The sequence below is a fragment of the Legionella sp. genome (genome assembly GCF_049790535.1).
Lineage (GTDB): Bacteria > Pseudomonadota > Gammaproteobacteria > Legionellales > Legionellaceae > Legionella.
The window spans coordinates 1-7,081 of the sequence record NZ_JBAQZB010000002.1; the positions used below are offsets into that span (position 1 = coordinate 1).

A 7,081-nucleotide genomic window follows, 5' to 3' on the forward strand; every position below is an offset into this window, starting at 1 on the left:
ATGAAAACACATGGAGACTTTGCAAAAACCAGCTGATACAGGGGTAGAGTGTCCTAAATGTCATCAAAAAAAGATATTACAACGCAAATCAAGAAAAGGGAAAATTTTCTATTCCTGTGGTAATTACCCAAAGTGCGATTATGCCTTGTGGAATGAACCTATAGACAAACCTTGCCCCAAATGCTCATGGCCCATATTAACAGTGAAAGAAAGCAAAAAATTTGGGCGACAGATTCTGTGTGCACAAGAAGGGTGTGGGTATTGCAGTAAGGATGAATGAGGTAATTAGTACGAAACCGCTTAGATAGCACCAGGCATGAGTTACTTTAATATTATTAAAAGTTGTAGATATTTTGAGATTTTTTAACAATGTAGCTCATTCTTCCGATTCATTTTAAATCCGTATATACTCCTCAGTTTGGTATCGAAAGCAATTCAGACAGGATGTGAGGATGTTAGATAGAGCCAGTGTAATTGATGCGCAGTTTGTTAAACGAGTACAGCAGGCAGATTTTCCTGTACTAAAAAGTGTTATCAGCTTAAAAACGGCAAAATTAGATAAAAAAACAACCATTGAGTTGTTTGACTCTCAAATTAAATCACGGTTACTGGATTTAATTGCGAGACAACTGAAAGAAAAAGGCTTGTCTTTTTATACTATCGGCAGCAGTGGGCACGAAGGGAATGCTGTCTTTGGCGAGGTTTTCCGCCCACACGACATGGCCTTTTTGCATTATCGTAGTGGCGCTTTATATCTGCAGCGCGCCAAAAAGGTACAAGGGGTTGATGGAGTCGGCGATATTTTACTGTCTCTCATGGCTGCAGCGAGTGATCCTATCTCAGGAGGACGTCACAAAGTTTTTGGTTCTCTTGCATTAACTATTCCACCCCAGACTTCTACCATTGCTTCACATTTACCCAAAGCTTTAGGTGCCGCATTATCTATTAAACGTGCCAAAGATTTAGGATTTTCCGGTAATTTAAATCCAGACTCTATAATTCTTTGTTCTTTTGGTGATGCATCAACGAACCATACATCTGCGCAAACTACGTTCAATGCCTGTTCCTGGTTAGCACAACAAAATTATCCTTTGCCGCTCGTATTTATTTGTGAAGATAATGGAATAGGTATCTCCGTACGTACACCAACGAATTGGATTGCACAATCAATAAGTTCCCGTCCAGGTATTCATTATATTTCATGTGATGGTTTAAATATTGCAGATATTTATATTAAGGCACAAGAAGCAGAACATTTAACGCGCTGCAAAAAACAGCCCGTATTTTTACACCTGCGTTGTGTACGTTTATTGGGTCATGCAGGTTCTGATATTGAATCGCAATACTTGACTCAAACAGAAATTACATTAACCGAGTCCCAAGATCCTTTACTGCATACTGCAGGAATGCTTTATCACGAAGGCTGGATGACTCAGGAAGCAATTATCAGTCTTTATGAGAGCAATAAACAGTTAATTGAAGCAAAAACTGCTGAAGCCATTCGTCAACCAAAAATGGAAAGTGCTGAAGAAATTATGGCTGCGATTATTCCTAAGATAACAAAAAAGAAAAACTATTTGATTCCGAATGAAATAAAGCGTGCTGCACTTTTTGCACAGGCCTATCCTCAATTAGCTCAAAAGCGTAATTTATGTCAGCTCATTAATTTTACTCTGACAGATTTAATGGCACAGTATCCACAAATGTTGGTATTTGGTGAAGATGTAGGTAAGAAAGGGGGAGTATATCGTGTTACTGCAGATTTACAGGCACGTTTTGGCCAACGCAGAGTATTTGATACGATTTTAGATGAGACCACTATTTTGGGAACGGCCATTGGTTTAGCACATAATGGATTTATTCCTGTTCCTGAAATCCAGTTTTTAGCTTATTTGCATAATGCAGAAGACCAATTACGTGGTGAAGCCTCCACTTTATCTTTTTTTTCAAATGGAGCATATCAGAACCCTATGGTTATTCGCATTGCTTCGCTTGCTTATCAAAAAGGTTTTGGTGGTCATTTTCATAATGATAATTCCATTGCTGTATTGCGTGATTTGCCTGGTGTTATTGTGTGTTGTCCTTCTAATGGCCAAGATGCTGCCAAAATGTTACGTACATGCATGCGCCTGGCTTACGAAGAGGGACGCATCATTGTTTTCCTGGAGCCTATTGCGTTATATATGACTAAAGATTTAAATAAACCAGGTGATAATGGCTGGTTATTTAATTATCCGGCACTGCATGAAGTAATTGAACTTGGGGAGGTTGGTGTTTATGGAGAAGGTTCTACCGTTATTTTAACCTATGCCAATGGTTATTATTTATCGCGTCAGGCAGCGAAAGTACTTCAAGAAGAATATAATATTAATGTAAAAATTATTGACTTGCGCTGGCTTAGTCCATTACCTGAGGCTGCTATTTTGAAAGAAATAGCTCAGGCTAAGAAAGTACTTATTGTCGACGAAGGCAGACAAAGTGGATCTTTAAGTGAAGGATTAATGGCTTTATTAGTTGAAAAAGCCACGTCGAGTTTGCAAATCAAACGAATTATTGGAAAAGATAGTTTTATCCCATTGGGCACAGCTTGGCACTATTTGTTGCCCAATAAGGAAAATATTATTGAGGCAGTACTCGAGTTACACTCAAAAAAGAAGGAGAACGAAATTGGACGACTTATTATTTCTTGATGAACAATTACAAGATGATGAACGAATGATACGCGATACCGTGGCGCGTTTTGTGAGCAATGATGTAGTACCATTGATGTGCGAATCTTTTGAACAAGCACATTTTCCGCGTGAATTGATTGGTAAATCTGCAGAGTTAGGGTTATTGGGTTTGACCCTACCTGCAGAATATGGTGGTTCCGAAGCCTCTTATGTTGCTTATGGCTTAGTGTGCCAGGAATTAGAAAAAGGGGACAGTGGCCTACGCAGTTTTGTTTCGGTGCAAAGTTCTTTATGCATGTATCCAATTTTTCGCTTTGGTAGCGAAGAGCAAAGAATCCATTATCTACCCGGAATGGCAACCGGCGACATCATCGGATGTTTTGGTTTAACTGAACCTGATGCAGGTTCTGATCCAGCCAGTATGCGGACTAACGCAAAAAAAGTAGATGGTGGCTGGTGTTTAAATGGCGCCAAAATGTGGATTACCAATGCGTCTATTGCAGACATTGCTATTGTGTGGGCAAAAACTGATGCCGGTATTCGCGGCTTTATCGTTGATACTCAATCCAAAGGAGTACATTGTCCTGAAATCAAAGCAAAAATGTCTTTGCGAGCTTCGATTACGGGAGAGCTGGTTTTTGATAATGTTTTTGTTCCGGATGAAAATCTGCTTCCTGGTACTGAAAAAGGTTTAGCTGCCGCTTTAAGTTGCTTGAATCAGGCCCGCTACGGGATTGCATGGGGCGCTATGGGGGCGGCTATGGCATGCTTTGATATCACACGTGATTATCTGTTAGAGCGAAAACAATTTGATAAATCTTTAGCATCATTCCAACTTATTCAAAAAGATTTGGCAGATATTTATACGGAAATTATTAAAGCTCAATGCTTGAATTTACAAATTGGTCGTTTGAAAGATAAAAAACGTGAAACCCCTACGATGATTTCGCTTGCTAAAGGGAATTCCTGTCGGGAAGCATTGAAAATCGCCAGAAAATGTAGAAATCTATTAGGAGGAAACGGAATTAGTCTAGAGTATCATGTTATACGACATATGCTCAATTTAGAATCTGTTTTTACTTATGAAGGGACAGATAATGTTCATACTTTAGTATTGGGAAAACATATAACAGGAATTAATGCTTTTGGTTAAGGGAGAATTTTTATAATTTCTCAATCCCAAATGCTTGTTATTTATCTTTAACTTAGTTATTATTTGCGACCAGTCGGGGCGTAGCGCAGCCTGGTAGCGTACTAGCATGGGGTGCTAGTGGTCGAAGGTTCAAATCCTTCCGTCCCGACCAATGAAATCAATGAGTTACGAACTTCCCCAGCGAACAACCACATCAAGTCGATCCAAAAAACGATCCAAAATTCTGTGGATACTGTTTAATTTTTTGGGTCTTTCCCAGAATTAAGTCTAATAATCTATAATTTTCAATACATGAAGAGTCGCGGTGCTAATGGGTGGAAATCAAAGGAGTTTTGATGAATCATAATAGTATAGCCAGATTTTACCAATTTGAGTTAAGACTACAATTAACTGGAAGGCTTTTATTAAGAGAGAAAGAACTCTCTCAAGACGAAAAAAATCAAATTAAGCAAGAAAAATTTAATCAATTATACCACTCGAATAGTGAATTAAAATCAAAATATAGTTTAAAAAGCATGATTGATTTTTTAAGAAACAATGATGATGTTAGCCATACTACTAGTATTTATAAAGCACAAATAAAGAATTTTTCTGTTCAAGAAGCTAGTGAACAGTGTTTTGCAGGATTATTTTTTTACGCTAATAGAAATTTACAGGCAAATGATTTTTATGATTTTGAGTTGGATAAAGAACGAAAAATTGAACAAAAAGAAACAGAGGCTGTGCGTTTAATATCACATATGGTTATGCGTTTGGTGAAAAACAAAATTTCAGGAGAAGATCACTTATACGTTGCTCTTGAAGCACGATCATTTATTACACCAAATCAAGTGTGTAAAACTTTAAATCATCTATTAAAACAATGGACAACAAATATTCTTTTTGAAGATCGCTCTATAAATGTATATCCCAGATTAGAGGTTCAGGCTTTTAAAAGTGAAACGCTTGAAGATATGTTAAAAACAGGTACTTTAAAAGGGATACAGTTAATTAAAAATTCCGTTGTTAATGATTCTCAAGATGGAATCCCATTTAGCGCAATAGGTAGAAATGAAATGATATTTACACTACCTAAGAAAATTAAACTCAATATGGATGAGCAATTAAATGGGGTTAAGAAGGTGATTAAGGTAAAAAAAGATGAATTTGATAGTTTGAAAGTAACTATTGATTTGGGTGGAACGACTAAAACAAATGAATATCACTTTTCAGATTATAAGTCAGATGAGGATCTTTTACAGGAATTCTTTTTTCATAAAGCGGTTCTTGAGTTTAAAAATGGTATAATTGATGCAAATTATTCGCGAGTTATTGGTGGTATTGTTGATAAAGTAATTAATGAGGTTTTGAGCGATGAGAAGCTTAAATTTTTTAATTAAGCCATTTATTGATTATGTTTTTAAAATTAAGGGTTATCCAAAATTTAGTTATCATATTTTATTTCCCTTGATATTAATAATTGTGCTTTATACGGGCATATCTGTTAAAAATATAAGTTCTTTAATTCAAGTTGGAATGAATACCCTGTCCTTTATGTCTGCATTTTCCTTCGCTGCATTAATAAGTTTACCTACATTAGACTCTAAAACGTTAAATAAAAAAATGTATGGTAATAGATTTAATAGTAGTGAAGTCAGACCTATAGAATTATCAACAGTGGTAAAAGGTATACCCAGTAAAGTACATTTAACTAGAAAGGATTTTTTATCAGTACTGCTTGGTTATGTATGTTTCATGAGTATTTTTATGTTGGTCGCATTATTTTTCACTAGAGTATGCCATTTTGAATGGCTTGAGGCACATTGGATTGGTTTTAAAATATTTTTTAATAGCATCGTACCGTTAGTTTTATTGTGGGGTATTTTTTCTCTCATTATTAATGTGCTGTATGCTATCCACTATTTTACAAAGATGGATTTTGATGAGTGATATTATTTTGCTAGTAATTTGCTTAATTAATAAGGTAAGTAATAATCTGTGCCTGTTCTTCCGAAGCTATCAGTAAATTATTTTTTGTTGTTATCGCTTTCAGAGCTACTTAATCTTTTTCTATATGGAGTATGTAATTGTCCTAAAGGAGGAAAAATTTCGCCCACTTCAACTTCAAGGGTAAGTGCAATCTGAATCAAGCTTTGAATAGAAATATTCTGCTCGCCACGTTCTACCCGTCCTGCGTAGCTTCGGCCTAGTTGTGCTGCGGCAGCGAAATCTTCTTGAGAATAACCACGTTTCTTCCGTAGTTCCTGGATTCTTTTGCCTATTTTAATTAGATTTGGGTGTTTTTTCTCCATAGGTTAAGTACATCGTATAACGCCTATAAGAACCACGCCCGAGAGATGCTATTTCTATGATAATACGTTACTATATGTACCCTAATGGACTGATTAAATATTTATTAATGGACTACTACAAATAAGCAATTCAAGGGGTAGACAATGGGTTCTTTCAATAATGATTTAGATTTAAATATTGTTAATAATGTTTATGCAAATGGCTTTGAACTTGGGTTCTGTCATACTAACGGCTCATTAGGTATTTTTGTTGATTCTGATAAATTACCTAGCATGGCTATCTCTGATACTTCACCATTTAGCAAAGAAGTATTGCTTCGTTTAGAAGAGTTTCAGGCGCTTATTTTTTTTAAAGACTTTGAGAATAGTTCTTTATTCAAAGACATTGAATCAAAACAGACTAAAATATATTCAATTAGATATTTAACTAAAATTATTCAACGTGCTGATTTTGTTTTAAGTAGTGACCAAGCCAATGAGCAACAAAAGAAAAATGCTCTGAAGTTTCTTAATACTTTAGAGAGTGATGTACAAGTTAATTGGATGCCAAAATGATTGATAAATTATATCTTTCGGAGACTTCAAGTAGGCTCTATCGCTATGCATATGAGGATATTTAAAAAGTTCTTGCCTACTTTTCGATTGATATGATTGTCGAGATGAATTGCTAAAAATCTAAATACTCTTCCGTTATAAAATTATGAATAAAATATAATCAATATAATAGTTTCAATCCTAATTTAATGATCTAAAATTAAACATACAGGTCAATTAAATTCAAAGGATTGAAATGACTCACTTGTGTTATATAGATGAAACGGGTACTGATGCAGGATCAAGCCCTGAGAGTTCCACACGAATTTTTATCTTAACGCATTGAAAAAAGGGATAAAAAAATTGAATGTGCATGGTGATTATGATCAAATAGTGTTTCCAGACATTAAGAGATCGACACCATGCACCAG

Annotated in this window: 6 protein-coding genes, 1 tRNA gene and 1 pseudogene; 7 read left to right on the forward strand and 1 reads right to left on the reverse strand. The window is 35.6% G+C overall.

From position 1 onward, the window contains the following. Positions 1 to 4: 4 nt before the first annotated feature. The 6 genes and pseudogenes from WA877_RS00120 to WA877_RS00145 form a co-directional block, all read left to right on the forward strand. Positions 5 to 280: pseudogene (locus tag WA877_RS00120) on the forward strand (DNA topoisomerase family protein); the annotation flags it as partial. Between the two features lie 172 nt (positions 281 to 452). Continuing rightward, positions 453 to 2,690, forward strand: coding sequence for a dehydrogenase E1 component subunit alpha/beta (locus WA877_RS00125; RefSeq protein WP_425168921.1), 2,238 nt, complete (start codon positions 453 to 455; stop codon positions 2,688 to 2,690). A gap of 25 nt (positions 2,691 to 2,715) precedes the next feature. Then, complete coding sequence (locus WA877_RS00130; protein ID WP_425168926.1) at positions 2,716 to 3,825, forward strand: acyl-CoA dehydrogenase family protein; 1,110 nt, start codon at positions 2,716 to 2,718, stop codon at positions 3,823 to 3,825. A gap of 74 nt (positions 3,826 to 3,899) precedes the next feature. Continuing rightward, positions 3,900 to 3,976: transfer RNA gene (locus tag WA877_RS00135), tRNA-Pro, on the forward strand. Between the two features lie 184 nt (positions 3,977 to 4,160). Next, entirely contained in the window at positions 4,161 to 5,204 is a 1,044-nt protein-coding gene (locus WA877_RS00140; protein WP_425168922.1) for a hypothetical protein, read from the forward strand. Beyond that, positions 5,179 to 5,754: a hypothetical protein gene (locus WA877_RS00145; protein WP_425168923.1), complete on the forward strand. Its 576-nt coding sequence runs from the start codon at positions 5,179 to 5,181 to the stop codon at positions 5,752 to 5,754. The genes WA877_RS00140 and WA877_RS00145 overlap by 26 nt, the downstream gene beginning before the upstream one ends. Before the next feature lie 77 nt (positions 5,755 to 5,831). On the opposite strand, the gene WA877_RS00150 is transcribed toward WA877_RS00145, so the two are convergent. Further along, positions 5,832 to 6,116 carry a helix-turn-helix domain-containing protein gene (locus WA877_RS00150; protein WP_425168924.1) on the reverse strand — a complete coding sequence of 95 codons (285 nt, stop codon included), beginning with the start codon at positions 6,114 to 6,116 and terminating at the stop codon, positions 5,832 to 5,834. Positions 6,117 to 6,260: 144 nt separating this feature from the next. Here WA877_RS00150 and WA877_RS00155 point away from each other — a divergent pair, with 144 nt between their 5' ends. Next, entirely contained in the window at positions 6,261 to 6,671 is a 411-nt protein-coding gene (locus tag WA877_RS00155; protein WP_425168925.1) for a hypothetical protein, read from the forward strand. Positions 6,672 to 7,081 lie beyond the last annotated feature (410 nt).